Below are 26,448 nucleotides of genomic sequence, written 5' to 3'. Positions count from 1 at the left end.
AGCCTTATTATGTCTTGCGTTCAGCCCATCCCCACCGACCAAATCTGGCGCTTTAGCCGCAGTGGACTTGCCCAGGTTCAATCGATCGATCGCCAAATCGAGCTACAGGTGGGCGATCGCTGGATTCAGCACCAGGCCCACCAAAATCGCTATCGCGGTCGGGTGATGGTGCGGTTTGCCAGTGCAGATGGGGCAAAAGCGGCGATCGCCCCGGCGATTGGACTGGTGCTAGAAGATGCTTTTCTGGTGCGCGGTTCAGTGCTATCGCAACTGCCAGACCCCAATCCTGACTTTGTGGGCGGCCTCTTGGTGCAGCTAGAGGTGCCTGTGGTGGCGTGGGGCCAGGCGATCGCTCCCGACCATCACCTGCTCGTCACCTGGTACGTCTCCGAAGACCCCGCCTATCGCAGCAACCCGCTCTACCAAATTTTTCTTCAGGCAAACCACGAAGCCACCGCCCAAAGCCAGGATCTCCTGCGTCCCCGCCCCCGTCCACCCGCCTGCGAAGGCTGCACCCACTACCACGGCTATGCCTACGAGGGCAGCACGGGCATTCACTGGCTCTGCTGTGGTCTACATCCCAGCGGGCCAGAGGGCAGTGTGTGTGGGGATTGGTATGGGAAAGAGGGCGTGAAGGCGTAAGGGAACCAGGAGGCTGGTGTGCTGCTACCCCATCACGCACGCGGCGGCTGAAACCAATACAAATCCTCAATTACCTGCACCCAGCTTTGCACCAGAGAGTCCAAAATGCGATCGCCCTTTTCCCGCGTCGCAGCGGTGGGGTCGCCGAGGGTGCCGCTCTGACTGAGGTCGCGAGTGACCCAAGAAAAGGGGAGATCGCCCTCCATGCTCAGCAGGCTGTTTTGAGGTAACTTGGCGGGGTATTCCGGCACAGCCCGGTCAAGCTGCACCTGGTCGGGCAGCAGCGACAGCAGCAGGCTGGTTTCGGCATCGCCTGCGTGGATGCCATATTCCAACTCCCTGGGCGTAAGCAAGTCGGGCGCAGCGTTGGGCACCCGCCAAACAAATAGGGGAAACACCCAAAAGTCGTCATACTTCTGGTGTAGATCCCGCGCCACGATCTCGATGACCTGGGGCTGTCCGCCGTGGGCATTGACAATCGCCCATTTGCGGAAACCTGCCCGATACACACTCTCACCCACCTCCGTCAGCACGGCCATCAGCGTTTGGGCGCTGAGGGTAATCGTGCCCGGAAAGTGCCAGTGTTCGTTAGACTTGCCGTAGTAGAGGGTCGGCAGTGCATAGGCTGGAATGCTGGGCGACAGTTGCGAGAGCGCCTTGCCCACAACGGCAGTGGCGATCGCCGCATCCACCACTAGCGGCAAATGTGGCCCGTGCTGCTCGATCGCCCCAATCGGCTGCAAAATCACGACCTGCTCTGGATGGGGCATTTGCTGAATATCTGTCCAGGTGAGGTATGGGAAAAAGCGGTCAGGCGGAATGTAGCTATGCATAGGGAGTCAAGTTGCAGAATGGGAATCAATAGATTCCGTCTAGGATGAAAAGATATGCGCTGAAGAAAAAAAGTCCCCGGAAACGCAACCAGGGGGCGATCGCCCATTTGCCTGAAATGGGTCAACCCCGATTGAATGGGATAGAAGCGATTTCAGGAAAAGCGATTTCAGGATCAGTGCCGCCGATCAGAGTTGGTTTTCAGAGCCAGTTTTTTAGAGCCAGTCTTTCAAAACGCACTCTGCAACTTACAGAACTCTCTCTGCAATCTATAAAGCCGACATCGACGGTTGATCTAAGATTGCCTTAAATTAGGTTAAGTCGGGGGCATCTTCAGTCATCTCTACACTCTTAACCCATTTGCCCTCGAGGTAAATTTGCGCCAAACGTCTCAGATGCTAGGCCGGGCAATGTCGCCGGCAGTTAGAAAACTCGTCAGACCAGTGAGCCTGCGCGTCAAGCTACTGGTGGGTTTCAGCGTGGTGTTTAGCCTGGTGTTTGCGGGAGCCTTCTACTGGTTCTATTCCTATACAACCGAAAAGGTCGTTGCTCGCCTGCGGGCCGACATGCGCTCTACGCTCATCGGGGCCCTATCGGGCGTAAACCCAGATGACTTGCTGGGCCTCTACGCCGAGGGAGAGCGCAATGCTGAGGGCTTTTCGGACGACCCCCGCTACCTGAGTCAGCTTGCTTGGTTTGAGACAGTTCAAAATATCGAGCCGAGGGTCTGGCTCTACTCCTATATCATTGGCAATGCCGACACCAATCGCCGCGTTGGCCTACCCGCCGTTGGCCCTGGCGAGAGAGAAATTATTTATCTGGTAGACCTCTGGGCGCTGAATGACCCCACCAAGGCAGCCAAGTTTCTAGAATCTGACCACGCAGGACTACTGGCTCGGCGTATCGAGCTGCAAGGCGGCATTCAGGAAAGCGACAAAATCTATACCGACCGATGGGGCACCTGGATTTCTGCTGCTGCCCCGGTCAAGAGCCAGCGGGACGACATCATTTTGGTTGTGGGTTTGGATATCGACGCCCAATACGTCCGGCTGCTGCAACAGGCCATTCGCAACCGCATGTTATTTGCCTTCATCATCACCTATGCAGTCTTTTTTGTGCTGATTTACATGCTGTCGGGCATATTGACTCGGCAACTGGCCAGCCTGACCCGATCCGCCCAGCAAATTGCCAGTGGTGACTACAGCCTGGACTTATCCTTTGCCGAAAAAAATCCTTTTCCCGATGAGATGACGACGCTGGCGGAAGTGTTCAAAAGCATGGTGAACAGCATCCGCATCCGCGAGCAGATGATTCGGGAAGGCAAGCGAACTGAAGACGAAATTCGACTGGCGCTAAAAGAAGAGCGAGAGCTGAGTGAGCTAAAGTCGCGATTTGTGTCGATGGTGTCGCACGAACTGCGAACCCCCCTCACCGTGTTACGCACGTCGCTGGAACTGCTGGAACGATACGGGCACGTTGCACCGGAGGAAAAGCGAGAGAAATATTTCCAGCGGAGCCGTGCCGCCATTACCACGATGAATCAATTGATTGAGGATGTGTTGGTCAGCGCCAAGGCGGAGGCCGGTCGGCTAGAGTTTAGCCCCAGTTGGATTGATCTGAAGTCGTTTTGTCATGATGTGGTAGAAGAGATGCGGATGAGCATTGGCGCATCTCACAAGATTGTGTTGAATTGCTACGGCTCCTGCGAACTGGTTTATCTCGACCCCAAACTCCTCAGATCCATTCTGAGCAATCTGATCTCCAACGCGGTGAAATATTCCCTAGCAGGTGGCGTCGTGGAATTTGACCTGTCCTGTTTTGATCAAGTGGCAACGTTTGAGATCCGCGACTACGGCATTGGTATCCCGGATGAAGACCAGCCCCGCCTGTTTCGCCTGTTTCACCGGGCCAGCAATGTGAACGCCATTCGCGGCACGGGCTTGGGGCTAGCGATTGTTTATCAGTGTGTGTTGCAGCATCAGGGCGAAATCTACTTTACCAGCTGCGAGGGCGTAGGCACGTCGTTTGTGGTGAAGCTGCCGCTGACGCTGGGTAGCCGCACCGAGCAACTGTCGCCGGAGTCGGTGTAGCGAATGTTTGAGTGATGCAAACCAAGCCAGACCTGCGATCGCCCGCCAATCGGGCCCTAGACCTGTCTCGCGCCTTTTGGTGGGTGGGTTTGCTCAGTGTGCTGCTGCAAGTGGGGTTGGGCGCGGCGGCGGCGGCGGCGTTGGTGTCTACGTCGCGCTCGAATCTGGTGCTGGATGAGCCGCCTGTGCGGGGTATTGGTATTGGTATCTTTTGGGCAGTGTGTGGTTGTGTGCTGCTGCTGGTGGCGATCGCCAATGCTTTTCGCTACATTCGCATTTCCCAGCGTCTTCGCCGACTCGACCTGGAACAACACCCCAAGACCATCGCCCTAGTCAGACTGCTGCGTGTGGGCATTGTATTGGGCTTGGTTGGGGCGCTGGTCACGCTGGTCGGCGCGGAAGTCAGCATTGCAACGCTGATGACCCAGGCTGAAACCTCATCTTCTTTGGCAAACACGCAGGGATTTGTGCGAATCCTCAACCTGCAAGTGGTAGCGGCAAACCTGCACCTAGTCGCTGCCCATTTTGCGGGGCTGACCCTCTCTCTCGGACTCTACGACTGGTTCCGACGACAGTAGATTCGGATAAAAAAGCAACCGATCAGAGCCACAGATCAACGTCACCAATCAACGTCACCAATCAACGTCACCAATCAACGTCGCCAAGATTGGTCACCAAGATTGGCTAGTGCAAATACCTAATACAAATCCGCCTCAAGCTGTCCCACAGGAATAAAGCACTCCTGCGGCAATAGAATGGGCTTCCCAGAAAAAATCAGCTTGCCCCGGTGCGTAAAGCGGTCGATCGCAATACCAATCGGGCGCTGCACCTGGTCGGGATGCACTTCGTAGTAGGTGCGATAGATGTGGCGGGCGGCTTGCAGCAGTGAAGGGTCAAGCAGTGCCGAAAAGTCAATCTGTTCGGGGCGATCGGCAACCCGCGTATCTACAGAAGGCGTGCTGCGAGTGGAGGACTGTTGCGACGTGTACACCAAAACTATCTCCCAGTGGTTTTCTAAATTTTCCCGGAGCAGTGGGCAAGCTAAAAGCGAATAGGAAGCGAACAGGTAGATTGAACCAATGGCTTATCACGGCTCATTACGGACAGCTTGATCTGGGTTCAATATAGTTCACCCATATTACCAAGAGCAAGGGAGGAACTGCGTGCCCATAAGGATAGCGAAAAATCTTTGAACAGGACGCACTGAATAAAGCGCGATCAAACGCGCTCTGCCGAATGTGCTGATTTCTGGGGCGCTTGGTTGCTGCAATAGAAATTTACGCAGTCCCTGATGGGGAATCACTGGAATATCCCTTCATGGCAATGTAGTCAGTCCATAACCCAGGGTGTTAATCGTTTCATCAGCTACGCTTCCTTTCGGACGACGGTTCCAGTTGTTGTGCGATCGCCTTGAAGCCGCTCTACTCGCTTCACAAGGATTTACTAGAGATTTCTTAGGTTTCTTGCCAGGGAGGGGGGGCTGGATATCTCTCAGGTCTGTAACCCAGCCATCAGCAGCAAGAATAGGTAAACCGCTTGGCTCAATAGGGCTTTATTAAGCTCCCATAGCGGCGCAGTGGACTTCATCTGCATCGGCTCAATTCTTAGTCAGGATTTAGTCAAGACTTCTGGTGATTAGAGTCTTCAAGGTTTTTGGCTTCAAACCATCTCTTGCTTCGCAGTTTCTCGCTTTGCAGTTTCTCGCTTCGCAGTTTCTCGCCTCGCAATTTCTTACTTCACAGTTTCTCCGGAGGGCTTAACCTATGTCATTCGTTGTTTTGGCGCTACTGTTCCTGGGTTCAATTTTAAGTCTTATTGGTGGGCTTTGGGGATTGGTGTTGGCGTTCAGCGATCATGTTCTTTGGGGGGTTGCCTACCTGCTGGTGCCGTTTGCGTCGCTGGTGTTTTTCATCATGCGCTGGGGTCGAAAGTCGGTTCGGCAGGCCTTTTGGCTATGGTTGTCCGGGTTTGGCATGGTGCTGCTGAGCCTATTGCTGAGTGTCCTGATTGGGCAAAGCCTGCCGTCTCCAACATCATCGGGATTTGGCGATGATTTATCGCAACTGCCAGAGGGTACTGTACCCGAAGCACTCACGGAACAGCCCTCAGCCGCTCTGGAACCGTCCAGCGTCCTCAGCCCTCAAAATGGCGAATAGAGTACCGAGAAGTAGATGCCGCTTTCCTGGAGCGAGTCGCCTGACCCGGATAGCTCCACCAGCGGAATGCCCCAATCGACCCGGATAGATAGGCGATCGCCCTGTTGCCACAGCAGCCCAAGTCCAACGCCGACCAGGGTATCTGGCTGATTGTCGTTGCGCTGGCTGCTGTCGGCGTTCCAGACCGTGCCCGCATCGATAAAGGGAGCCAGTTGCAGCAGTCCGTCAATTTCAGGAACCCGCAGAATCGGTAGCCGTACCTCGGCTGAGAGCAGCGCTCCGCTATCGGTCAGCAGGGCATCCTGGCGATAGCCGCGCACGCTCTCGGCTCCGCCCAGCCCAAACTGTTCCAGCGCAAGCAGCGAATCGCCCGTCAACTGCACGTCGCCCCGCAGCAGAAATAGGGTGTCGGTCGCCAGCAGTCGAACCCACTGCCCCTGGCCGCGCCAGGCAAAAAATCGGCTATCGGGTTCGCCATCGTTTACCGTTGCGTCCAGCCAATCCAGCCCCAGGCTGAACTGTGAGCGGGCGGCGAGAACCTGCTGGCGATCGCGCTGGGTCCATTCCTGCACAAATCGGAGGGCGGTGACGCGGGTGCGCCCCTGGTCATCGGCTCCAGGCGAGGGAAAGCCCTGCTCATCTGGAATTTCAAAGGTGGTGCGGCTGCGCTGGTGGGAGAGGGTGAGGCCGAGGGCAAATTCTTCGTTGGGCGATCGCCCCACAGGCTGTCGCAGCGCCACCTCAGCATAGGGCGATCGCGAGGAAATATTGAGCTGGTCAAATGGCTCCTCGATCACGTCGCTGCGGGTGGTTCCGGCGGCGATTCGCAGCGTGCCGTTTTGCGGATTCAGCGGGATCGTGTAGCTGCCCGAAACTTCGTTGCTGCCGCTGGTGCGCGTATAGCCGATGCTCAGCCCGTCGCCATAGCCCAGCAGGTTGGCGTGGGTGAGCTGCACCCGCTGCCGAAAGCTGCCGACACTGGGCGATCGCCCATTATCCAGCGTTACATTCAGGCTTACCGGGTCGGCTTCCTGCACGACGACTTGCAGCACATTGGTTCCGGTGCGCGTTCCCGCTTGCAGATCAGCAGACACGCTGCGAATCAGTGGGTCAAGCTGGAGCAGTTGCAACCCCTCCAGCAGCTCGTTCACGTTGAGCGGTGTTCCTGCGGCCCGCCGCAGCCGAGCGCGAATATAGTCCCCATCTAGCCGATTTAGCCCCGTCACGTTGATGGCTTCTAGGCTGCCCTCGATGACCTGAATCGTGACGACGTAGCCGTCGGGCGTTTGCGGCAAGACCTGATCAGCCGGGACGATCGCCCCCGAACTAATATAGCCACAGTCGATGTAAAGCTGGGTGATGGCCGCCCGTGCCTGAAGCACCTGGGCAAAGGTGAGCGGTTGTGCGATTAAAACATCCGGTGAGTCTACCCTGCGGGAACAGCGATCGCCCCCGTTTTCTGCCACGCTTCCCGACACGCCGCTCACTACGGACTGCTTCGCCACCGTTGCCAGCTTTTCGGCGCTGAACACACTGCTACCCTGCACTACAAATCGGGCGATCGGCAGCGCCTCAGGGATTTCCGCAGGCAGGTCTTGCGATGGCGGCTCTAGATTGACTGGCGGCAGCAGTTCCTCTGGCGGCGGCAGAGGCGGCAGCGGCTCCGCGGGCAACGGCGGCTGGGGCGGCGCAGGCGGCTGAAGCAGCAGATCCGCTGGCAGAGGTGGCAACGGCGGCTGGGGGCGAGGGTCAAGCGACTGGGCGATCGCCCCTGGCATCTTGAAATAGCCGCCCAATAAAGACAGCCCCAGCCCTAGCAATAGCGTCCCTACACGATCCATCGGATACTTCCCTAGCGCCTCCCCCGGCTGAAAAAGTTGGTAGCATCCTACCACCCAGCCCTCCAGCTTGGGGAATTCCCCCCAGGGGGATTAAATCAGGGGGATTAAACCAGACACCAGATCCCAAAACGGCTCAGCACCAACCTCACAAAACAACTCACCCAGCCGAAACACTACGTTTTTCCTTCTTCGTTTTTCCTTCTTCGTTTTTCCTTCTTTCCAACGCAAGTCGCCCAGCAGAAATACTACCGGGCGATCGCACCTCATTGATCCAAGCCGTGAAAAAGAAATTAGAACCTAGTAGGTCTCAACGTGCCAGCGTTCCTTGATCGAGCGCTGATAGTCCTTCCAGGTCACGCCTTCCTTCGCCGCAGCCTCAGCCATGGCGGCATCAATGCCATCTTCCATGCCCTTTAGACCACAGATGTAGACGTGAGTCTTCTCATCCTTAACCATCGCCCAGATCTCATCCGCGTGCTCTGCAACACGATCTTGGATATACATCCGGCCGCCTTTCGGGTTCTGCTGCTCGCGGCTGATGGCGTAGGTCAGGCGGAAGTTTTCAGGATACTTGGCCTGGATTTCCTCCAGTTCTTCCTTATAAAGGATGTTCGGTGTCACCGGAATCCCAAAGATCAGCCAGGCAAACCCGTTGAACTGATAGTCTGGGTTCGCCGCCCGCTCGTTGTCCTTGAACATGCGCCACAGGAACGCCCGGAACGGCGCAATGCCTGTACCTGTCGCCATCATGATGATTTTGGCATCAGGGTCGTCCGGCAGCAGCATTTCCTTGCCAACAGGGCCAGTAATCTTTACGTCTGCCCCTGGCTCCAGGTTGCACAAGTAAGTAGAGCAAACACCGTAGACCGTTTCACCCGTTTCGGGGTGCTTGTATTCCAACTGGCGAACGCAGAGCGATACGGTTTTGTCATCCATCTTGTCGCCATGACGGGTCGAGGCGATGGAATACAGGCGCAGCTTGTGGGGCTTACCTTTGTCATCCGTCCCTTCAGGGATAATGCCAATACTCTGCCCTTCCAAGTAGTGCAGGTCGCCACCCGACAAATCAAACGTAATGTGGTTCACCGTGCCAATGCCGCCTTCACCGACCAGCTTCTCGTTCGAGAGGCACTTACCAATAAACGGGGCATTCGGGCGGTAAATGTTAACCGGAATCGTAGACTTTTCTTTTTCTTTAGCCTGGGTCATGGGTTTCTTCCCTTCCGCTTCAGGAGTTGGCGACTCGGCCACAGCAGCAGGGGTCGCTGCGGCGGGAGGGGCTTCAGGGGCGGGAGCAGCCTTACCGTTGGTTTCGCTATCGATAGTCAGGGGACGAATGCTAAGAATCCTTCCCCCCAAGCGGGTAATCCGCTGCATTTCCTGATTCATGCGAGAGTAGGGCACCGTGATAAACACGCTGCCGCTCCGCCGAATGGGGAAGTCTTGTTTATCGGTTTCCTGGTTTTGGCGTAGACCTTCAACCTCGTAGAGGAAGAGGCGACTCCCGGATGGTGAGTTGGCAGCGCCACCTGCTGCGCTAGGGTTATACATCGTTATATCAATGCTCTCTGAACCAACAATGGATGAGGAACGTTGAGCGCGAGTGCGGATGAGCGTTGACGGTCTGGTGGTTGCTTCCAGGCTTGTCAATTCCGGCATCTGCGAACCCGCATCCCAGGCGATTCCCGTTTTGCTATATAGCGTAGCATTGCAGGGGTTGCCTCGCTCACTGAAGCCCCAGACAGGAATAGCCCCTGTCCGATCTGCTCTAACCATAGACGAGCCGCCCAGATGCAGATTGTTAAAGCCGTTTCAATTTCACAGCAATTTCATATTCCCAGGTGTCCCCATTCCCCTTAGCATAGAGATCAGGAACTTGGGTATAACCCGCTTACCTTGTAGGTTGCGGGGATTCTCTGGTAAGATTTCTAGTATCGCTAGTAGTAAATACTTAGTTGGCGACTAGTTAGCGCTTGAGAGCCGGGTATCCGACTGGATGTTTCACCGGTCTGGTGTGCCATCAGTATTCAGCGGGCGCATGGTGCCAGCGGTCTTGCTAGCAGCGTAATGTGCTTGAAAAGGCGACGTGCCTGAGAAGTCATGTGTAGTCATTCTACAGGTGTTACTTAAACTCAGAACCTATGGTGCTTGTTAGGTGGACAGGTGCTTTTAGCGTTTTGGGTACTGCCTGGAGTGATCGAGCCGGACTTGTGGGCATGTGGGAGTCGTGGGCAGTTAAGAGGACAGTTAAGAGGACAGTTGTTTTAGAGGAAAGCTATGACCAATAAGCCAGACCGTGTAGTTTTAATTGGCGTTGCCGGTGATTCTGGGTGCGGCAAATCCACCTTTCTGCGCCGCTTGGCAGATCTTTTCGGCGAAGACATGATGACCGTCATCTGCTTAGACGACTATCACAGTCTGGATCGTAAGCAGCGCAAAGAAGTGGGCGTGACGGCGCTGAATCCTAAGGCAAATAACTTCGACTTGATGTACGAGCAGATTAAGGCTCTGAAGGAAGGCAAGTCGATTGAGAAGCCAATTTATAACCACGAAACGGGGATGATTGACCCGCCGGAGACGGTTCATCCTAACCATATTGTGGTGATTGAGGGGCTGCACCCGATGTATGACGAGCGAGTGCGATCGCTCCTTGATTTCAGCGTCTATCTCGACATTGACGACGAAGTGAAAATCGCCTGGAAGATCCAGCGCGACATGGCAGAGCGTGGTCATACCTACGAAGATGTGCTGGCTGCCATTAACTCGCGTCGTCCCGACTTTGAGGCCTACATTGACCCGCAAAAGCAGTACGCCGATGTGGTCATTCAGATCCTGCCGACCAAGCTCATCCCCAACGATACGGAGCGCAAGGTGCTGCGGGTTCGTATGGTTCAAAAGGAAGGTGTGGAAGGGTTTGAGCCTGCCTATCTGTTTGATGAAGGCTCGACCATCGACTGGATTCCCTGCGGTCGCAAACTGACCTGCTCCTACCCAGGGATTCGCTTGTTCTACGGGCCCGATAGCTATTATGGCAATCCGGTATCGGTGCTGGAGGTAGACGGCCAGTTTGATCGTCTGGATGAAGTGATTTACATTGAAAGCCACCTGAGCAATCTGTCTACCAAATATTACGGGGAACTGACTGAACTGCTGCTGAAGCACCGGGAGTATCCAGGCTCGTCGAATGGCAGTGGTCTGTTCCAGGTGCTGGTGGGTCTGAAGATGCGGGCCACCTACGAGAAGCTGACCTCGCCGGATGCGATGCTGGCGGCAAAGGCTGGCTCCAATTAGACAATTTAAGCAATGAAGCTCGACTTTTAGGATTTACGATTGGCGTTCCTGGGCTGGGTCTGGGGACGCTGATTTTTTGGAGTTTGGGAGAAACGGGAGATGGCGCTGGCAGAGACACTGTGGCAAGAAAACCAGGATTTGGCGATCGCCTGTTTGAACCATCCTTTTGTGCAGGGCATTGGCGACGGCTCTCTGGACAAGGCAAAATTTAGCTATTACGTCGGGCAGGATGCCTTTTTTCTAGAAGCCTTTGCCCGCGCCTACAGCATTGCCGCTGCCAAAGCCCCTGACTGGCAGGGATTCCAGGTATTTCACAATCTGGCGGGCGGCGTGCTGCATGAGTTAAACTTGCACGAGGGTTATGCTGCACAGTGGGGAGTGGATTTGCGTGCGGTGCAGCCGGGAGCCGCCACGCGACGCTATACCGACTTTTTGCTGGCCACGGCCTGGAGCCAAACGGTCGGGGTTGCAGCCGTGGCCATGCTGCCCTGCATGAAGCTCTACGCATTTTTGGGGCAAGCACTAGCAGCGTCGGGCATTCCCACCCATGCCTACGCCGACTGGATTCGCACCTACAGTAGCGCCGAGTTTGAGCCGCTGACGGTGCAGCTTGCCGACTTGTCGGAGCAGTACGCTACGCTGACGCCGCTGGTGCAAGCGACCTATCGCTATGCGATGCAGTGCGAACTGGATTTCTTTGAATCGGCCTGGACAGGGCAATAGATTTGCTGGACTTGGGAAATAAAAAATCTGCGTAAATTATTTTGACGGGGGCAGTTTGGGGGCATTCTAGAATTTCAAGTAGGCTCCAAATTGTGCCCGAATCATGACTGTTGACGGAGTAGCAGCAAGAAACTTCGTAGGGTTTAGATAACGTAGGGATAGTCCTGGATTTGGTCACTGCATCTGTCAGCAAGTGTCATTCTGTTAACTGTATGCTGTCCCAACCTTCCGATGATTTTCCCCAGGTTGATTTGTCGGACAACGAGGCAAATCGGGATCGGTTGCTGCTGCCCCGGCCGCTAATCTCTCAGTCTGGTGGTTTTAAATCAGGCGATCGCCCTGCCCCAGACACCGACCCGGCCGCGTTGCCCTATCTCCGCGCCTTCTTTGAGGAAGCGATGGACGCGATGGTGATCGCCGACGACAGCGGCTACTATATTGATGCCAATCCCGCCGCGTGTGAGCTATTTGGCGTTTCTCTGGACGATTTGCTCGGTCGCTGCATTGCCGATTTTTCCCAGGTCGAGTTTGATTTCCCAAGCGCCTGGCAACAGTTTCTAGAGAAGGGACACGAGCGGGGAGAATTTATTCTGGTGCGCCCTGACGGTACCGTGCGCGAGGTGGAATACGCCGCCACCGCCCACTTTGTGCCCCATCGACATTTATCGGTGCTGCGGGACATGACCGAGCGCCGCCAGCTAGAGCGCCAGGTGCAAGCCCTGAACCATGATTTGGAGCGACAGGTTCAGCAGCGCACGGCAGACTTGCTGGCAGCCAACGCCATGCTGCAAGCCACCAATCAACAACTGCAAGCCGAGATCCGACAGCGAGAGCGGGCTGAAATTGCGCTGGAGTGTGCTGAAGATGGCGTGTGGGATTGGCATGTTCCGACCGGAACGCTGTGGCTGTCTGGCGAGTGGAAAAGGATGCTGGGCTATGATTGCGAGACAGACGAAATTGGGGATCGCTTGCAGGAATGGAGCAACCGGCTTCATCCTGAAGATCGAAATCGGGTTCTGTGGGAAACAGAAATCCACCTGGCCGGGCGCACGCCCCTATTCCGCAGCGAATATCGTTTGCGAGCCAGAGATGGAACCTGGCGATGGATTCTCGACCGGGGCAAGGTGGTGGAACGAGATGCAACGGGTGCGCCGCTGCGAATGATCGGCACTCATGTAGACATCACTGAGCGCAAGCGTCTGGAAGAATCTCTACGGGAGAGCCAGCAAAAGTATCGAACCCTGTTTGAAATCTTGCCAGTGGGCGTGTCGATTACCGATGGAGCAGGCAAGATAATCGAAGTGAATCCGGCCTTTGAGCAGATTTTAGGGCTTTCGGTTGACAGATACACTGGGATATATGCCCAGCGGGTGCATGACTTGCCCACTTGGGAGATGCTCCGTTGCGACGGCAGCCTCATGCCGCCAGAAGAGTGTGCCGCTGTGAGGTCACTGCGGGCGGGGCAAACCATCGTTGGGCAAGAGCAGGGTATTCGGCGGTCGGATGGCTCGATTTCTTGGGTAAGTGTCAGCGCTGCGCCGATTCCGCTGAAGAACTATGGAGTGGCGATCGCCCACGTTGACATCAGCGCCCGCAAAGCCGCCGAAATTGCCCTGCGCCAGAGCGAACTGCGGTTTTTGGAAATTTCTAACTCGTCTCCGGCCAATATCTACATTTTAGTGCGGAGACAGGATGGCTCCTGGTATGTCGAACACATGAGCCGGGCTATTGAGGAGATTCTGGAATACTCTGTGGCTCAGGTGATTGAAAATCCAGACTTGCTGGTCGAATGTATTCACGCCGATGACCGAGCAGCCTACGAAGCCGCTGTAGAACAGAGCCTCGCTTCGCTGGGGCCGTTTTACTGCGAGTGGCGCGTAGTGACTCCATCAGGCAGCGTGAAGTGGCTGAAGGGCAGTTCTCGCCCCCGGCAGCGAGACAACGGGGAGATTGCTTGGTATGGCGTGGTGCTGGATATTAGCAACTTGAAAGCCGCCGAAGCCGCCCTGCGCCAGCAAGAACAAGAGTTTCGCACGCTAGCCGAAAACGCGCCTGACAGCATCCTGCGGTGCGATCGCCAGTTTCGCTTTCTCTATGTCAACCCCACGGTAGAGAAGCTTGTAGGCATTCCAGCGGCCGAGTTGGTGGGGCTAACTCCTCAAGAGCTAGACTTTCCTAAAGCGCTGGTCGCCCTTTGGATGGATGCCATGGAGCAAGTCTTTACTACCGGGCAAGATCGGGCTGTAGAAATAGAATATGACATGACTTTGCCCAGTGGAGTCTTTACCTTTCACGCTCGCATTGTGCCAGAACTAGCGGCTGACGGGTCTGTTACATCGGTGCTGGTCGTCGCCCGCGACATTACCACCCTAAGACAAGTCCAGAATGCCTTTGCTGCCCAAGCCGAGCGAGAACGGGCGCTGCGGCTGATTACCCAACACATCCGCGAAACCCTGAACCTGAAGCAAATTTTGGAGACGGCGGTGCAAGAAGTGCAGCGTACCCTGCAAGCCGATCGCACGCTTGTTCTCCGGCTCGATGGCGATCGTCAGGGGGTTGTCATTCAAGAAGCCGTGCGACCAGAGTATCCCCCGATGCTGAACCGAATGCTTAACCTGCGGCGGGATGGCGACAGCTTTTTTGGAGACTGGAACCCAGCCGATGCCCCAGCCGATACCCCAAACGATGCTCAGCGTCCGAAAGAGACAGCACTGGGAGATTGGCGCGAGGTGATGGAGCCAATAGCAGTTCAGTCAAACCTGGTTGCGCCCATTGCCAAAACGCTAGAGGATGGCTCCATTGTCACCTGGGGGCTGCTGATGACTCATGCCTGCGCCCAGCCGCGAGTTTGGAAGCCAGAAGAAGCGGACTTGCTGCAACAGGTTGCTAATCAGTTGGCGATCGCCATCCAGCAATCTAACTTGCACCAGCAGGTTCAGCAATGGGCAACCACGCTAGAACAGCAGGTGCAGGAGCGCACTGCCGAACTCCAGCAAGCGCTAGACTTTGAAGCCGCGCTCAAGCGCATCACCGACAAGGTGCGCGACAGCCTGGACGAACGCAAAATCCTGCAAGCCGTGGTTCAAGAACTGGGACAAACGCTGCGGGTGCTTTGCTGCGACACAGCCCTTTATGATTTGGAGCATCGCACCTCTACAATCTACTGCGAATATGTCGTGTCAGCGGATCAGTCCGCAGAGGGCATGATTCTCTCGATGGATGACCATCCTGAAATTTACACTCAGCTTTTGCAGGGCATTGGGCACCAGTTTTGCTTTCGCGACATTGGGGGTCAGATAAGCCGCGAACTGATGTGCAGTTCTACGATTTTCACGCAACCAATTTTCGATGATCAGGGCTGTCTGGGCGATGTCTGGCTGCTGCGACCGCGCGAGCAGTGGTTTAGCGAACCCGAAATTCGGCTGGTGCGGCAGGTGGCCAACCAGTGCGCGATCGCCCTCCGCCAGTCGCGGCTGTTTCAGGCGGCTCAGACCCAGGTGGCAGAGCTAGAGCGGCTAAATCGGCTCAAAGACCATTTCCTTAGCACCGTGTCCCACGAACTCCGTACGCCCATGGCCAACATCAAGTTGGCCACCGACTTGCTCGAAGTTCACCTCCAGCAATCGGGGCTACTGCCAGAGTCAGACCGCCCCGCCCCCACTCAATTAGCCCAATATTTTCAGATTCTCAAAGACGAAGGCCAGCGTGAAATCAGCCTGATTAATGACCTGCTTGACCTAACCAGCATTGATGCAGACGCAGAGCCACTGATCCTCAGCCCCCTCACTCTGCAAGATTGGCTGCCCCATGTGCTGGAGCCATTTTTGAATCGGGCCCAGCGCCAACAGCAGCGGCTAACCCTGTCAATATCGCCGGATTTGCCGCCCGTGACTACTGATGCGTCATTGCTCCAGCGGATATTAGGCGAACTGCTGACCAATGCCTGCAAATACACCCCCACAGGGGAGGGGATTGAAGTTTCAGCCACAGCAACAGCGATGCTCCTGAATCTTTGCGTGGCGAATACGGGGGTAGACGTGCCCGCGACCGAGTGCGATCGCATCTTTGAGCGGTTCTATCGCATTCCCAACCTCGATCCCTGGAAACACGGCGGCACAGGGCTGGGGCTGGCGCTGGTCAAAAAACGGGTGGAATATCTGGGCGGCATGATTTGGGCCGAATGCGAACCCCAGCGGCTCAGCCTGAAGATTCAGCTGCCCCTAGAGCGATCGCCCCACCGCCAAAATCCCCAAGCCCTGCGCTAAAACTTCCAGGTCTGCACTGAAGACGCTCTCTTGCGTTTAGCTGTCAGGTTTAGCTTTCGGGGGCTTCGTCCTCAGCATCTGGGTCTTCCGCTTCACCAGAGGGCGGCACTAGCGCCACATCGGCGATCGCATCGTCCTCATCCAATCGCTGCACACGCACCCCCGTCGCCGCCCGCGACTGACAGGAAATCGCGTTTACCACCTGGCGGATGATAATGCCACGGCTCGTCACCAAAATCATTTCATCATCTTCGTTTACCACGCGTAGCGCCGCCAGTTCATCGCCCGCCTTGCGGAAGCGAATTGCCCGCAGCCCCATGCCAGCCCGCTTTTGCAGCCGGAACTGATTCACCGGGACGCGCTTGCCCAGCCCACCCGTGGTAATGACCAGCACCCACGGCCCCTGAGCCGTGCTGCACTCTTCCTCGGCCAGATCGCCATCGTTATCGGTGTCGTCGCCCTCGGCAATGGTTTGCACCACCTGGCTAGGTAAGATATCCATGCTGATTAGCTCATCGCCCTCGCGCAGGCTCATGGCTCGCACGCCGCGAGTGGGGCGACCCAAGGGGCGCAGTTGCTCATGATCGGTGCGGAAATGAATCGTCATGCCCTTGCGAGAGCCGATGATGATGCTGTCGTCTGCGGTGGTCAGGCGAACCCAGCGTAGCTGATCGCCGTCTTCCAGAGAGATCGCAATCAGCCCATTGGTGCGGATGTTGCCAAAGGCCGAAAGCTGCGTCTTTTTAATGAAGCCCTTCTGGGTCAGCATCACCAGATAAAGATCATCGGTGAATTCGGTCACTGCAACGACAGAGGTAATTTTCTCCTCCACAGGAATCGGCAGCAGTTGCACGATGGGCACGCCGCGAGACGTGCGGGACCCCGTGGGCACCTGATAGGCCCGCAGGCAATAAGCCACGCCGCGATCGCTAAAAAATAAGATATTGTCGTGGTCGTTGCAGGTCAGGAAGTGATCAATGCCATCATCTTCCTTCATACGAGTGCCGGACTTGCCCCGCGTCGCCCGGTTTTGCGCCTCGAAAGTGCTGACGGGCATCCGCTTGATGTAGCCCTGCTCCGTTACAAGAATGATGGCCCGTTCGTTGGCGATCAGGTCAATATCGCCCAATTCGCCATCGAGGGGTTCGATTACCGTGCGACGCGGGGTGGCGTGGGCTGCTTTTAGCTCCACTGCTTCGTCCCGAATAATTTGTAAAATGCGCTCCCGATTCGCCAGGATGTCTCGCAGGTCGGCAATTTTGACTTGCAGTTCGTCGTGTTCTGCCTGAATTTTGCCTGCTTCTAGCGCGGTGAGGCGGCGCAGTTGCATTTGCAGAATCGCGTCGGCCTGCGCTTCCGACAGGCTATAGCGCTCCATCAGCTCTTGCTTTGCGGTGGGCGTGTCGGCTGCGCCCCGAATTAGCGCGATGATCTCATCCAGGTTCGCCAGGGCAATCAGATAGCCCTGCAAAATGTGATCGCGTTCCTCTGCTTTTCGCAGTTCATAGCGCGTGCGGCGCGTAATCGTTTCGATGCGAAAATCGAGGAACACCTGGAGGGATTCTTTTAATCCCAAAAGCTGCGGTTCGCCGTTCACCAAGGCGAGCGTGTTGACTCCAAAATTGGCTTGCAGCGGCGTTTGCTTGTAGAGGTTATTGAGGACGACGCGGGGATAGGCATCGCGGCGCAGCTCAATGACGATTCGCATTCCGTCGCGATCGCTCTCGTCGCGAATATCGGCGATTCCCTCCAGCTTGCGCTCGTTCACCATTTCGGCAATTTTCTCGATCAGCGCGGCCTTGTTGGTCTGGTAGGGCAGTTCGGTGATGATGATGGCTTCGCGATCGGGTGCGCCGCGCCGCTCGATGGTTTCAATGGTGGCTACGCCGCGCATGGTGATGGAGCCGCGCCCGGTGGCGTAGGCTTCGCGGATGCCGCTCGTACCCAGAATAATACCGCCGGTGGGAAAGTCGGGGCCAGGAATGATCTGCATCAGTTCGGCATCGGTCATGTCTGGGTTGGCGATTAGCGCCACCAGCCCGTCTAGCAGTTCGCCCAGGTTGTGGGGTGGGATGTTGGTAGCCATGCCGACGGCGATGCCGGACGAGCCGTTGAGCAAAAGCTGAGGGATACGAGCAGGCAGCACCAGCGGCTCTTGCTGCGACCCGTCATAGTTTGGGACAAAATCGACGGTTTCTGATTCGATGTCTTGCAGCAGCGCGTTGGTGGTAATGGCCCGCAGACGACACTCGGTATATCGCATGGCGGCGGGCGGGTCGTTGTCCACAGAACCGAAGTTGCCGTGCCCGTCTACTAGGGGCGATCGCATCGAGAAATCTTGCGCCATCCGCACCAGCGCATCATACACGGCAGTATCGCCGTGGGGATGATATTTACCAATCACATCACCCACGACGCGGGCGCATTTCCGAAAGGGGCGATCGGGCGCAAGGCCCAGTTCATGCATAGCGTAGAGAATGCGACGATGAACGGGTTTAAGACCGTCTCGCGCATCGGGGAGTGCCCGCCCTACAATCACGCTCATGGCGTATTCCAGGTATGACCGGGACATTTCCGTGCGGAGGTCTGTGGGCACGATCCGGTCTTGGGGCGACTCCGAGGAGAAGGTCATAGATTGAAACGCTCCGAAAAGGTTGATAAGGGGACTGAAGCCGAGCTTTACGACCCGCGCTCTGGATCACCGTTCTGCACGCAGTTTTGAATGGCAGGCTGGATTGAGTTCTGGATTGATCCCGTCAACCCAGGTCTAAGGGGATGAATCTATATACTTCTTTATGAATGCAGCATCGCTCTGCTTCCGATCGCATTACCGCATTCATTAAGTAAGCTGACCGGGTTCTAGATGAGGACTTAGAAAGTGCCCGAAAGGCTTAGAAATCAAGCATTTCGGCATATCAAATTATAGCACATTCTCTGTCGTCCTAGGGTCTGGGTTCATGTTTAGGGCGATCGCCCCAAAGCCCCCACCACTCAACCCATTCACCCGATTGCCTGAGCCAGAGCAGCCTGCTCTAACAAGAATCCCTCCGGGAGGGATTTGTTGTAAATCGACACTTTTTTATTTGGCATATCCGGAGAAAATTGTGACACTACTGTAGTCACCTGTGCCAGTTGCTCAAAGCGATGCTGCATCCCCCGCAGACACTTGCTCCATGTAGAAGCTGTACAAAAGCGGTGTAGAAACTGCAAGGTATTCAGCGAGTTCTCGGAGTCGCGGTTGGTACTCAATACCTGTCATCAAGAAGGGCGCAACTAAACTATGGCTATCATTCAGCTAACCGCGAAAGTTCGAGATTTCCGAGCCGATCATCCCGATTTTGAAAATAAACGAACTCCTCTAGAAACGGGGCTAGTGCTGCCCATTTTGGGTGAAGACAATAAGCCCGTGTTTAACGAAGCGCGATCGCCCCGCAGTCATACCGTTACCAGCAAAAGCACCTTTGACCAATGGTTTCGCGGCGTGCCCGGAGTGAATGCCGAAACTGAAATTCAGCTGGATTTAGATAACGGCGCAGCCCAGCCCAGCGGCACCTATCGCTATCATCGCGAGAGCTTTTTCCCATTGACAATCGACTGTTTGGCAACCTGGATCGAGAGCTATTTCAACTAGAAAACGGCATTCCCAGCAGTACGCTCTCGCCCGTTGGCGAACGACTGAGAACGAAAAAGAATCAGAACGCAAATCCCGACGATCGATTTAACCTGACCACGCCCGGAGCCTATCGCCATCCTGATGACGGTCTGTTCCACAACTACCATTTCACGCTAGAAACCTCGCATCTTCCTTCCTCCAAAACGCTTCCTGCCCTGAAACTCAGCGGGCTGCTGCTGGCAACGGCCGGGCTGTCAGCCCAACCCAAAGCGGCGATCGCCCAATCCCCTTTTCTAGAAGGTGACTCGATGGCTCAGGTCACCTCCGTCAGCGAGTTTGCCGACGTTAGCCCCGGCGATTGGGCCTATGAAGCACTGGCCTACCTGGTGAACAGCGAACAGCAGGGTGGATTAGACTGTCTGGAGGGCTATCCAGACGGCGCTTTTCGTGGGCAACGGGCCTTGATCCGCTACGAATTTGCAGCCGGTCTGGCCTCCTGTCTAGATGCTGTCATCGGGCGGCTAGACAATCTTGACCCAGAAGCCCTAGCGCGAATCGAGGCGTTGCAGCGAGAATTTGCCCGTGAGTTGGCAGATTTGCGGGGTCGCGTGGATGCTTTGGAAGACCGGACGGCAGAACTCGAAGCCAATCAGTTTTCCATCACTACGCGGCTGGCAGGCGAGGCGATCTTCGACATCAGCGATCTATTCGGCGATCAGCTTGAGGCGGTCGGCAACACTACAGTGTTTCAATATCGCGCCCGCCTCAATTTTCAAACCAGCTTCAGCGGCGCTGATTTGCTGCAAACTCGACTGACCGCGGGCAACCGAACCGCTCGAAGAGTGGTCGGCAGTTTAGGTCGGCGCAGTTTGGCTCCAAACGTTGTACCGCGGGGAACCGCAGAAGGACTGCTCATCACGGCCCTTGGGGGCGACACCACTAACAATGTGCAGGCAATGTGCAGGCAATGTGCAGGCAATGTGCAGGTGGATCGGCTCACCTATGGGTTTAATCTGGGGCAACGCCTGAGTGCCTATGTCGCGGCGATCGGTGGCACCCACCAGGCCTACGTCCACAGCACCCTCACCCCCTTCTTCGATGATGCCGACGGCGGCAACGGTTCCCTGTCGCCCTTCAGCCAATACAGCCCCATCTACCGCATCGGCGGCGGTGCGGGGTTTGGTTTCAACTACCGCTTTGACGACGCGGGCACGCTGGCTCTGTCCCTCGGCTATCTGGCCGACAACGCTGCCAATCCTAGCGAAGACAGCGGCTTCTTCAATGGCGACTACGCCGCGCTGGGGCAACTCACCTTCTCGCCTAGCCAGGACTTCAGTATTGGTCTAACCTATGTCAACGGCTACCATACAGAAGTTGCCAACGGCGGCATTTCCACACCCAATGCTATCTATGATCTCTATGATCTAGGACAGAGTGGCGACCGCGGCCGCTTCTTCACAGGCACGGTTCCCGCCAACGCCCTGCACGGCGCACTGGGCGTACCTGCGGTCACCAATTCCTATGGACTGGAACTCGCTTGGCGCGTGAGTTCCAGTATCAGCCTCAGCGCCTTTGGTGGCTATACCAACCTGACGCTGCTGGAAACTGGGCGCGGCGATATCTGGTATTACGGGCTAGGGCTGGCCCTTCCCGACCTGTTTGGCGCAGGCAATCTGGGGGGCGTGATGGTGGGCGTGGAACCCTATCTTACCGGGCTGCGCGGTCAGTATACGCTTGCCGATTTGGGGCTGGGAAACGACACCTCGCTGCATATCGAAGCTTTCTATCGCATTCGCGTTACGGATAATATTTCGATTATGCCGAGCGTGATTGTGATTACGGCTCCGGAGCAAAATCGCGATCGCTTTGATTCTTTTGTCATCGGCACGCTGCGGACGACGTTCCAGTTTTAGAGGCTGGCAGATGAACGATTTGGCAAACCTGAAATCGCCTGCGGTGCTAGATGCGATTTTGGCAGACACAGCTGCGCTCAACTTTCAGATGCTTTCGGAGCCGCTGACCGGAGCGCTGCTGCGATCGCTCTGTGCCAGCAAGCCGGGCGGGCGATTTCTGGAACTGGGTACGGGCACGGGTGCGGCGACGGCCTGGATGCTGGACGGCATGGATGCCCGGTCTACGCTGTGGACGGTGGATTGCGAGGCAGGGCTGGTGGCGATCGCCCAGGCTCACCTTGCCGCCGATCCGCGTGTGTCTTTTTTCGTGCAAGACGGCGGCCCATTTCTAGAGATGCTGGCGCAGCAGGGCGAGTCTTTTGACCTGATCTTTGCCGACACCTGGCCCGGCAAATATACCCATCTGGATCTGGTGCTTTCGCTGGTGAAACCAGGCGGGCTGTACCTCATCGACGACATGTTGCCCCAGGCAAACTGGTCAGAAGGGCACGCGCCCAAGGTAGCCGCACTGATTGCTGATTTAGAACAGCGGAGCGAGTGGGCGATCGCCAAACTGGCTTGGGCCAGCGGCATCGTTCTGGCTACGCGCCGCCCGTTTTTGCCGGTGCATCCTGAGCGCCGTTGAGATCTGGTCAGCTCAAGTCAGGTGTTTTTCAACCGTACGAAGACTGCACCGCGCTGCACTTTGGTATCGCTGCCGTAGCTGGTGATGGTCAGCGAGCGCAGATGATCGAAAAACGGCTTGCCTGCCAGTTCTGCCAGCTTGAGGGCTGGGATGCGTCGCTCTAGCGGCTTGCGGACGCTATCCCAGTCGAGATAGAGATAGCCGTCGTTTTGGGGTGCGAGGGGGGCGATCGCCTCCTGGAACGATCGGGCAGTCACCAGCGACTTCTGGGGATGCTTCAGAATTTCGTCCATTGCCTCGACCGAAGTTGTGAAAATTTCGTACTTATCGAGCATGGTGTGAGCGCCCTGCACGTCGACCTGGAGTTCTGCGCCCCGCCGCTTGCTGCTGGGCGAAAGCTGCGTCCAAGTGTAGACGCGGCGATCCTCCAGGGTAATTGGGCCGACTGTGAGGCCGCGTCGCTGGGCGATCGCATTCAGCTTCTCAATCCCCGCAGCGGTCTCCGGCGATTTCTCTGCCACAAAGACCCACTCTGGCTCTCGTCCTGGCGGCGACACCAGTCCTAGCGCAAACTCCCGATTCACCCAGGGCACTAGGTCTTCCTCAAAGGTCACACCCCATTGATCTTCCAGCGCGGCGATCGGCTGGCCCAGTAGGGCCGACAGCACGCCATAGTCCTGCAAGCCCTCGGTCAGTTGTCCCCAAAGCTGGCTCAAGTCCGTCCCCGATGCGGAAAAAGGCGTAGCAGGGGGAATAAACTGCAACGCGCCGACGGGTTCCGTCAGGGCGGGCTTGTGAGCCATCAGCGGTTGCCCCGGAGCCGCCAGCAGCGCCGTCTCTGCCAAAAGCCCCTGCCGCGCCAGTTCAATGCCCGCCACCAGACTCTCAAACTGTCGATTGTTCTCGCCGCCCAGCCTGCCCAGCGGATTCCGGCCGCCCAGCCAAGCGCCCAGTTGCGGCAAGTTTACAAACGTCAGCCCAATCTGGCGCGCTGGCAGTGCCTCCAGCGCCTCCTGATATTTCTGGCTGCTTTTCAGGCTTAGGTCTGGCGCTTGCACGTTGTTGATGGCATCGCGCAGCACTTTGGGATAGTTGGCAAACAACACGAAGCGATCGCCCACCACTGCGCTAGCCAGCGTCGGGGTTAGTGATCCTCTCCCTGCCGATTCTGCCCCTGACCCCTGCTCGTAAATGACTTTGACACCGGAATACTGCTCAAACACAAGATTACTGCCAGCGATCGCCCGTTTTTGCCAAAAAAGCTGCACAAACTCCTTGGACTGCTGCGGATTTTCGGTCTCCAGCGCCAACAAATAGCCCGGTTGCTGCCCGTTGGCGGGGGAGCGGTCGATGTCGGGACTGGTGACCGCCAGGGTGATTTCGTTCCCCAGCCAGGGCTTAATGTCTGCGTCATAGCTCAGCCCGCGACTGGTGAGCAGGGCACGTTCTAGCGCCTCCAGTTCTTCCCGCGCTTTGCGGCGATCGCCCAGCGACGACACCGCCAGCCGAAACGCCCGCAGTTGCTCCGGTTTCACCAGCAGCGACACCATTGCCGGAGCCTGTTTGGGCACAAACATCGCCGCCTCAGGGCTGGCCGCCTGCCCTCCCTGCAACAGCCGCAGCGGACTCTGCCCCACCAGCCAGTAAAATCCTGCGATCGCCAGCAGCAGCAGCGTCAGCGCCACCGAACCCAGCGCCAGGTAAAACGAGCGAGCCTTCATGAACCCACACCAGCGAAAGTTTTGCCAAAAGTCATGCCAAAACTTAGTGTAGTACCGCAGGGGGATCGCGGATTGGCGAATCCTGGGAAAGTCGCGTCTGAACAGCTTTTCCCGCGTAAAATCGCCACAATCACTCTAGTGAACTTCACACCCAATTCAACCTGCCAAATTCAACTTCAATGACAGAATCAATGCCCGTTTCAGAAAATGCTGAACTCTCCAGTCCAGGTGATATTCCAGGCAACATTCCAGGCAACATTCCAGGCAACATTGGCGATATTGCCGACATTGCGGTCGTCGGCGCAGGGCTATCTGGCCTCGTCTGCACTCAATGCTTGCATGGGGCTGGCTATCGGGTTGTGGCTCTCGAAAAATCAAGGGGACTCGGCGGCCGCATGGCGACGCGGCGATTACCCGACACCTGCGCTGACCACGGGCTACGCTGGTTAGAGGAACAGGGGCCCCAGTCGCGAAAGTTAATTCAGTCCCTTTTGGGAAAAGGGTTACAGCCCTGGGAGGCACAAGTCTACCGCTGGCAAGCGGGGGAACTCGTGCCGCTCCCTTCCTCTCCTCGTTACATTGCTGCCGAGGGCATAACCACTGTTGCAAAGCAGCTAGGCGCAGGGCTGAAAATCTGGCGGGGTCAGCGGGTAGTGGCAATTTCTCCGACGGCCCAGGGCTGGGATCTAAGACTAGAGTCGCTGGCTGGCGATGGGCAGACGCTTTCTGCAAAAGCGCTGGTGATGGCAATCCCGGCTCCTCAAGCGCTCGATTTGCTGCAACCGCTCAGCCCCGTCCTAGGTTCAGGCTTGCTGGAAACGCTGGCCGGAGTGCAGTTTAATCCCTGTATTACGGCGATCGCCTGCTTTTCCGAGGCTGAACGGGCGCTGTTTGAAACGCTGCCCTGGGCAGCGGTGCAGGGTTCCCCAGAGGCTCCTGCTGCCTGGATCTCGCGAGAAAGCTCCAAGGGGCGCAATCCCGATTGTCCTGCCCTAGTAATCCAGAGTAGCGCCGCCTTTGCAGCAGCACACCTCGATGAAGCCGACCTGATGCCCGTTGGAATGGCACTGCTAGACGATGTAAAAACGCGCCTTTGGGCTGGGCTGCCGCTGGCTAAGACCCAACCCCAGGTTCTGCAAGTGCATCGCTGGCGCTATGCAACGGTGCGATCGCCCGCTGCCAAAACTCATCTGTCGGCACCCCAACCCCTGCCCCTGGCACTGGCAGGCGACTGGTGTAGCCCTGACGAAAACCCGAATCCTGGTTTTGAACAGGCCCTGAGATCGGGCATTGCGGCTGCCGAAGCGATTAACGCACTGCTAGAAAGCCGCCCGTTGCCAGAGGTGGATTATTCTACGCCTTCTTCTGCGCCCGTGCCGCTCCGGTTTTGATCCGTTTCTTCGTCCACCTGAGAGCCACCAAAGCCCGGACGACGACGACCAAAGCGTCCAGTATTCGTGCGCTTGCGGAACTTGCGGGCGTAGGCCTGGTTGCGGAGTGCTTTTTCTTTTTTCTGGTTGCGGCGCTTAGCCATTCTTGACCTCGTTTTGTAAGGATTGACTGAGTTCAGTGATTTAGGATTGGAGGGTGGAAAAATCTGACCTGTGGGCAAGTTCAGGCGTGGCGCAATGCAAAATAGCCTTCCTGCAACGCGCAATTCCTGAGATGCTAAATGCACAGAATCTCAATCTTATCATGCTTGGCAGTCAGGAAACGTTTGCAGTGAGATGGTCGAGCGATCGCTGCATGTGGTTCTGCACCTGTTCGTAGCAAGCGTTGACGTAAGCGCGATCGCCCGCCGCTTCAGCCCCATATCGGGAAAACCAGACGGGTTGGCACACCTGCGTATGAATCGTCATCGGGAGCGGCAGATTAGGTAGCGGCCCCAATCCTACTCCCCACGGTAGCCCCAGATAAACCGGGAATACGCCCGGATTTACGCCATTGACCCAGGGAAACAGCCCCCATCGATGCAACTGCTCCACCAGCGGATAAGCATCGCCCAGCACCATTAGCGTATCGTGGGCCCCGTGAGAAATCACCGGGATAATTGGCAATTCGTAGCGCAGCGCCAACTTGACAAACGCCTGGTTATTGAACAAGCAAATGCGATCGCGCAGATAATGAGGACGAAACAAATCTCGCACGCCGCCAGGATAGACCAGCACGCTGGCCCCGTGATCTAAAGCAGCGATCGCCATTTTGGGATGGGCCACCACCGCCCCCAGCTTTGCTGCCGATTCCGACAGAGACGGGTGCAGTTTCCACGCATTGGCATCCATCAGCCCATAGGCAGGACGCTCCACGCCAAAACGCCAAAACCAGTCCAGCATCATCATGAACATGTCGGGCGCTGCAAAACCGCCATTGTGTGACCCCACAATCAATACCTGTCCAACCGCAGGAATAGATTCCCAGCCAGCGGTCTGCACTCGAAAATAATAGCGATAGGCCCACTCCCACCAGGGCAAACAGGCCCGAATAAAGCCGGGATCACGCCTGTTCAGACACCATCCTGGAGAAGATAGGGGCGCGGAGTTTTCGTCAAATTTGCTGGAAGCCAGGGCTGGTTCTGAGATTAGAGGGGCGATCGCGTCGGTCAAACTAGCTTCAGTCGAAAGAGTTGGAATAGTCGGGTGTCGGGACATACAACTGCTAAAGGTACGAGAAAACGCCCGTCGCATAGTTTTCTAGAACACATCGCAGATGGGCCGAACTTCACCCTATCACTGCTAGC

General features: G+C 56.6%; 19 protein-coding genes. 11 read left to right on the top strand and 8 right to left on the bottom strand.

Annotated elements, in window-relative coordinates; all coding sequences use genetic code 11:
• Positions 1 to 9 precede the first annotated feature (9 nt).
• Positions 10 to 642 carry a hypothetical protein gene (locus tag O77CONTIG1_RS09690; RefSeq protein ID WP_068510140.1) on the top strand — a complete coding sequence of 211 codons (633 nt, stop codon included), beginning with the start codon at positions 10 to 12 and terminating at the stop codon, positions 640 to 642.
• A 32-nt stretch (positions 643 to 674) separates the two neighbouring features.
• Here the strand turns inward: O77CONTIG1_RS09690 and O77CONTIG1_RS09685 are convergent, their stop codons facing one another.
• Positions 675 to 1,475: a creatininase family protein gene (locus O77CONTIG1_RS09685; protein ID WP_068510138.1), complete on the bottom strand. Its 801-nt coding sequence runs from the start codon at positions 1,473 to 1,475 to the stop codon at positions 675 to 677.
• A 408-nt stretch (positions 1,476 to 1,883) separates the two neighbouring features.
• Here O77CONTIG1_RS09685 and O77CONTIG1_RS09680 point away from each other — a divergent pair, with 408 nt between their 5' ends.
• Together O77CONTIG1_RS09680 and O77CONTIG1_RS09675 are read left to right on the top strand one after the other, a co-directional pair.
• Positions 1,884 to 3,563: a sensor histidine kinase gene (locus O77CONTIG1_RS09680; RefSeq protein WP_068516328.1), complete on the top strand. Its 1,680-nt coding sequence runs from the start codon at positions 1,884 to 1,886 to the stop codon at positions 3,561 to 3,563.
• Positions 3,564 to 3,577: 14 nt separating this feature from the next.
• Positions 3,578 to 4,141, top strand: a complete 564-nt coding sequence (locus O77CONTIG1_RS09675) for a DUF3611 family protein (protein ID WP_068510136.1) — start codon at positions 3,578 to 3,580, stop codon at positions 4,139 to 4,141.
• Between the two features lie 119 nt (positions 4,142 to 4,260).
• Here the strand turns inward: O77CONTIG1_RS09675 and O77CONTIG1_RS09670 are convergent, their stop codons facing one another.
• Positions 4,261 to 4,554 carry a hypothetical protein gene (locus tag O77CONTIG1_RS09670; protein WP_317134261.1) on the bottom strand — a complete coding sequence of 98 codons (294 nt, stop codon included), beginning with the start codon at positions 4,552 to 4,554 and terminating at the stop codon, positions 4,261 to 4,263.
• 772 nt (positions 4,555 to 5,326) lie between these two features.
• Between O77CONTIG1_RS09670 and O77CONTIG1_RS09665 the strand changes: the two genes are divergently transcribed.
• Complete coding sequence (locus tag O77CONTIG1_RS09665; RefSeq protein ID WP_156435124.1) at positions 5,327 to 5,719, top strand: hypothetical protein; 393 nt, start codon at positions 5,327 to 5,329, stop codon at positions 5,717 to 5,719.
• On the opposite strand, the gene O77CONTIG1_RS09660 is transcribed toward O77CONTIG1_RS09665, so the two are convergent.
• Both O77CONTIG1_RS09660 and petH read right to left on the bottom strand, forming a co-directional pair.
• Complete coding sequence (locus O77CONTIG1_RS09660; RefSeq protein WP_068510132.1) at positions 5,704 to 7,560, bottom strand: ShlB/FhaC/HecB family hemolysin secretion/activation protein; 1,857 nt, start codon at positions 7,558 to 7,560, stop codon at positions 5,704 to 5,706. The genes O77CONTIG1_RS09665 and O77CONTIG1_RS09660 overlap by 16 nt on opposite strands.
• A 297-nt stretch (positions 7,561 to 7,857) precedes the next feature.
• Positions 7,858 to 9,111: a ferredoxin--NADP reductase gene (petH, locus tag O77CONTIG1_RS09655; protein WP_068516324.1), complete on the bottom strand. Its 1,254-nt coding sequence runs from the start codon at positions 9,109 to 9,111 to the stop codon at positions 7,858 to 7,860.
• Between the two features lie 726 nt (positions 9,112 to 9,837).
• Here petH and O77CONTIG1_RS09650 point away from each other — a divergent pair.
• The 3 genes from O77CONTIG1_RS09650 (at position 9,838) to O77CONTIG1_RS09640 (ending at position 15,839) form a co-directional block, all read left to right on the top strand.
• A complete protein-coding gene (locus O77CONTIG1_RS09650) occupies positions 9,838 to 10,851 on the top strand; it encodes a phosphoribulokinase (protein ID WP_068510130.1) in 1,014 nt (337 codons plus the stop codon).
• Positions 10,852 to 10,950: 99 nt separating this feature from the next.
• Positions 10,951 to 11,574, top strand: coding sequence for a TenA family protein (locus tag O77CONTIG1_RS09645; protein ID WP_068510128.1), 624 nt, complete (start codon positions 10,951 to 10,953; stop codon positions 11,572 to 11,574).
• Positions 11,575 to 11,786: 212 nt separating this feature from the next.
• Positions 11,787 to 15,839 carry a PAS domain S-box protein gene (locus tag O77CONTIG1_RS09640; protein ID WP_068510126.1) on the top strand — a complete coding sequence of 1,351 codons (4,053 nt, stop codon included), beginning with the start codon at positions 11,787 to 11,789 and terminating at the stop codon, positions 15,837 to 15,839.
• 49 nt (positions 15,840 to 15,888) lie between these two features.
• Here the strand turns inward: O77CONTIG1_RS09640 and gyrA are convergent, their stop codons facing one another.
• On the bottom strand, positions 15,889 to 18,471 hold the full coding sequence (gyrA, locus tag O77CONTIG1_RS09635) for a DNA gyrase subunit A (protein WP_068510124.1): 2,583 nt from the start codon (positions 18,469 to 18,471) through the stop codon (positions 15,889 to 15,891).
• Positions 18,472 to 19,119: 648 nt separating this feature from the next.
• Between gyrA and O77CONTIG1_RS09630 the strand changes: the two genes are divergently transcribed.
• The 3 genes from O77CONTIG1_RS09630 to O77CONTIG1_RS09620 all read left to right on the top strand — a co-directional run bounded on the left by O77CONTIG1_RS09630 (position 19,120) and on the right by O77CONTIG1_RS09620 (position 21,990).
• Positions 19,120 to 19,470: a hypothetical protein gene (locus O77CONTIG1_RS09630; protein ID WP_068510122.1), complete on the top strand. Its 351-nt coding sequence runs from the start codon at positions 19,120 to 19,122 to the stop codon at positions 19,468 to 19,470.
• A 290-nt stretch (positions 19,471 to 19,760) separates the two neighbouring features.
• A complete protein-coding gene (locus O77CONTIG1_RS09625; protein WP_068510121.1) occupies positions 19,761 to 21,365 on the top strand; it encodes an iron uptake porin in 1,605 nt (534 codons plus the stop codon).
• 10 nt (positions 21,366 to 21,375) lie between these two features.
• Positions 21,376 to 21,990: an O-methyltransferase gene (locus O77CONTIG1_RS09620; RefSeq protein ID WP_068510119.1), complete on the top strand. Its 615-nt coding sequence runs from the start codon at positions 21,376 to 21,378 to the stop codon at positions 21,988 to 21,990.
• 17 nt (positions 21,991 to 22,007) lie between these two features.
• Here the strand turns inward: O77CONTIG1_RS09620 and O77CONTIG1_RS09615 are convergent, their stop codons facing one another.
• The gene (locus tag O77CONTIG1_RS09615) at positions 22,008 to 23,711 is read right to left on the bottom strand and encodes a DUF3352 domain-containing protein (protein WP_068510117.1); all 1,704 of its coding nucleotides are present in this window, start codon (positions 23,709 to 23,711) and stop codon (positions 22,008 to 22,010) included.
• A gap of 191 nt (positions 23,712 to 23,902) precedes the next feature.
• Here O77CONTIG1_RS09615 and O77CONTIG1_RS09610 point away from each other — a divergent pair, with 191 nt between their 5' ends.
• A complete protein-coding gene (locus O77CONTIG1_RS09610) occupies positions 23,903 to 25,102 on the top strand; it encodes an NAD(P)/FAD-dependent oxidoreductase (RefSeq protein WP_172799658.1) in 1,200 nt (399 codons plus the stop codon).
• Here the strand turns inward: O77CONTIG1_RS09610 and O77CONTIG1_RS09605 are convergent.
• Together O77CONTIG1_RS09605 and O77CONTIG1_RS09600 are read right to left on the bottom strand one after the other, a co-directional pair.
• Entirely contained in the window at positions 25,060 to 25,245 is a 186-nt protein-coding gene (locus O77CONTIG1_RS09605; RefSeq protein WP_068510114.1) for a hypothetical protein, read from the bottom strand. The two genes, O77CONTIG1_RS09610 and O77CONTIG1_RS09605, sit on opposite strands and share 43 nt — an antisense overlap.
• Positions 25,246 to 25,417: 172 nt before the next feature.
• Positions 25,418 to 26,359, bottom strand: a complete 942-nt coding sequence (locus O77CONTIG1_RS09600; RefSeq protein WP_225894731.1) for a glycerol acyltransferase — start codon at positions 26,357 to 26,359, stop codon at positions 25,418 to 25,420.
• Between the last annotated feature and the right edge of the window lie 89 nt (positions 26,360 to 26,448).

It is taken from the genome of Leptolyngbya sp. O-77 (assembly GCF_001548395.1).
In the GTDB taxonomy this organism is placed as follows: domain Bacteria; phylum Cyanobacteriota; class Cyanobacteriia; order Elainellales; family Elainellaceae; genus Thermoleptolyngbya.
This window is presented reverse-complemented; position numbering and strand designations above follow the sequence as displayed.